General features: G+C 70.2%; 2 protein-coding genes. Both read right to left on the bottom strand.

Annotation, left to right across the window (positions count from 1 at the left end):
* A partial coding sequence (locus ACGF2V_RS31005; RefSeq protein ID WP_362711206.1) for a condensation domain-containing protein occupies window positions 1-1,823 on the bottom strand: 1,823 nt, incomplete at its 3' end.
* Between the two features lie 157 nt (window positions 1,824-1,980).
* Window positions 1,981-3,564: condensation domain-containing protein (locus ACGF2V_RS31010; protein ID WP_362711204.1), on the bottom strand; the 1,584-nt coding region annotated here is incomplete at its 5' end.

Consider the following 3,564-nt stretch of genomic DNA (forward strand, 5'->3'; position numbering starts at 1 on the left):
ACCGGCACATACACACCACCGGCCTTCAACACACCCAACATCGCCACGACCACATCCACCGACCGCTCCAACAGCAGCCCCACCCTGGACTCAGCTGCAACCCCCCGCTCGACCAGGACGGTGGCAAGACGGTCGGACGCCGCGTCCAACTCCCCGTACGTGAGCGATACTTCACCGCAACGCACCGCTACCTCCCCCGGACAGGCAGCCACCCGCTCACCGAACGCGCCCACGACCGAAGCACGCTCGTCGCACGCCGCCACCTCGCCCCGGCCGGCCGTCAGAACCCACTCCGGCTCCCCCGCGCCCAGCATCGGCACCTGCGCCAACGCCACACCCGAAGCAGCCACCAGCCCCTCCGCGAGACCCAGCCAATGCCCCGCCATCCGCTCCACCGTCACCGCATCGAACAGATCCGTGCTGTATTCGATGGCGCCGACCAACTCCTCGCCCTTTTCCTCGAATTCGATCATGAAGTCGAAGGGCAGCGCGTCCCGGGTCACCCCCATCGGCTCCAGGCTCATGCCGGGGAAGTCAGGAGCCGACTCGGTTGCGCTCTGGAGCACCACCACGGCCTGGACCAGGGGCATGCGGCTGGGATCCCGCTCGGGGGCCACGGCCTCGACCACACGGTCGAAGGGCACGTGCTGGTGGTCGAACGCCTCCAGCACGGTGTTCTTCACGTCCGCGAGGAAGTCGCCGAACGTGGCGGTCGGGTCGATCCGCGAACGCAGCACGAGCGTGTTGACGAAGAACCCGACGAGGTTCTCCAGTTCGGTACGGTCCCGGCCCGAGGTGGCGGTACCGAGCGCGATGTCGTCCTGGCCGCTGTAGCGCGAGAGGAGCAGCTGAGTCACCGCCGTCAGCGTCACGAAGAGACTCGCACCCCGTTCCCGCCCCGCGGCGAGGAGGCGTCCTGTCAGTTCCGGCGCGACATGGAACGTGTGGACCGCGCCGGCCGAGCTGCGCACGGCGGGGCGGGGCCGGTCGGTGGGCAGCTCCAGGGTCTCGATACCGGCCAGCCGCTCGCTCCAGTACGCGAGCCCCTTCTCCTGCGCCGCGCCCGAACCGTCGACCTTGTCCCGCTGCCAGATGGCGAAGTCGGCGTACTGGATCGGCAGGGAGGGGAGGTCGGGCGTCTCACCGCGCACGACGGCCGCGTAGCACCGGCCGAGTTCGCTTGTGAGGATGTCCAGCGACCGGCCGTCGGTGACGATGTGGTGCATCGCGAGAAGCAAGGCGTGCTCGTCGACGCCGAGTCGTACGAGGCAGACGCGTACGAGTGGGCCTTCGCGCAGGTCGAACGGAGTCAGCAGGCGCTCGCGCAGCAGGTCGTCGACAACAGCGCCCTCGACGCCCGTCTGCCCACCCTGCGCGACCGGGCCGGCCTGCTCGGGTTGCCCGGTCTGCCTGGACGCCCCGCCCTGCCCGGCGTCTTCGATGTACTCGATCCGTACGGCGAGCGTGGGGTGCACCACCTGGACGACTCGGCCGCCGACGGAGTCGAAGGTGGTGCGCAACGACTCGTGGCGGGCCACGAGTGTGTCCAGGGCCCGTTGAAGCGCGGCGACATCGAGATCGCCTCGCACGCGTAGGGCGAGACCGGAGTTGTACTCCGTGCCTCCGGGCCGGAACTCCTCCAGGAACCAGAGGCGTTGTTGCGCGAACGATGCCGGAAGCTCCTCCCCCTCGCTGCGTTCGACGGGAGTGATCGCGTCGGGGTCGACCGCCGCCACGGCACCGGCCATGCGCGCCCTGAGCAGCTCCTGCATGTGGGCGGGCAGGGCACTGATCCGGTTCTCCCGGGACGGTTGCGTGCTCATCTCGCGTCTCCTTGTGACACCAAGAAAAGGGCGGGGCGGGAAGGGCTGAGGGGGTTGGGGGTGGGGGCGGACGGAGGTCGGCGCCGCGCCAGGGGCGGGGCGCCGACCTCCGGCCGGGGCGACCGGAGCGAGCCGAGGCAGTGCGAGGTCCGAGACGTCAGCCTCGGGCGACACTCCGCAGAGCCGCGACGAACCCCTCGGCCAGGGCCGCGACCGTCTCCCGCTGGTGCACGGCGGCCGAGTAGTACCAGGTGACGACGAACCTGCCGTCGTCCACGGCGGCGACCACGTCGATCAGGTGGTTCCGTTCCTGCTCGGGTCCGTGTTCCTGGCCGTCGACCGCGACGGACCGGTCGAGCAGACCCGCGCCGCCGGCGGTCGTATCGAACTGCCCCAGGTAGTTGAAGCTGATCAGCGGATCGACGGCGGGGACGAGGTCGGGCGTGTCCGCGAGGTGGCGGAGCGCGCCGTAGCCGACACCTCGGTCCGGGACGGCCCGGAGCTGGCGCTTGACCGAGCGCATGGTAGCTGGCCAGTCGTCCCCCGCGGGAAGTTCGAGCGCCACCGGGTACATCGCCGTGAACCAGCCCACGGTACGCGTCAGATCGATGTCGTCGAACAGTTCCTCGCGGCCGTGTCCTTCCAGGTTCACGGCAACCCTGTCCCGTCCGGTCCAGCCTCGCAAAGTGCGGGCGAGGGCGGCGAGGAGCACATCGTTGATCTGGGTCCGGAACCGGCCGGGGACCTGGTGCAGCAGCGCGTGCGTGTCGCCCGTGTCGAGATACGCCATGACCGCCGCCTGGTCGGCGACCTTGTTGCCGCCCTCCGGCATGTCCAGGGGCAGAGCGACCTGGGCGGTCTCGGCCACCGAGCGCCAGTACGCCGTCTGGTCGTCGAAGCCGCCCTCGCGGACGTACGCGCCGAGCCGGTCCGCCCAGTCGCGCACGGACGAGGTCCGCGGCCCGAGGTCAGGGGTGCGGCCGACGACGGCCTGCTCGTACGCCGTGGCCAGGTCGCCGAGGAGGACGCGCCAGGAGACGCCGTCGATCACCAGGTGGTGCGCAGTGATCAGCAGGCGGGCCGGCGTGCCCCCGTCGGCGGCCGTGCCGACGACCGTACGGACCAGTGGCCCGGCGGCGAGATCCAGCCCGGCCTGCGTGTCGACGACCAGTGCGTGCCAGGCCACGTCGGCTCCGTCGGCGGGAAGCGTGTGGACGGTGAAGACGGCGTCGAGGTCGATGTCGGGCGCGATCCGACCGACCCAGACGCCCTCCGCGTCCCGGTCGAACGTGGAGCGCAGCGCATCGTGCTGAGTGATCAGCGCCCCGACTGCGGCCCGGAGTGCGGTCAGGTCGACGGCATGGGGCAGCTCGAACGCCAGGGACATGTTGAAGTGGCCAGGCGCCACAGGGTGGGTCTCGAAGAACCACTCCCGCACGGGGGTCGGCGCCACGGTTCCACTGATCGGTTCCTGTTGAGCCGTGCCTTCGCGGGAGTCGGGTGATCCGTGCGGTCCTGTCTCGTCGATGCGAGCTGCGAGCGAAGAGATGGTGGGGTGTTGGAAGACGTCCCGGGAGGAAAGCGCGAGTCCTGCGCGGCGGGCCCTTGAGACGACCTGGAGGCTGATGATCGAGTCACCGCCGAGATCGAAGAAGTTGTCGTGGACGCCGACCTGGTCCAACCCCAGGACCTCGGCCCAGACGGACGCCAGGATCTCTTCCGTACCAGTACGCGCAGCGAC

The organism is Streptomyces sp. NPDC047982 (genome assembly GCF_043204165.1).
GTDB lineage: Bacteria > Actinomycetota > Actinomycetes > Streptomycetales > Streptomycetaceae > Streptomyces.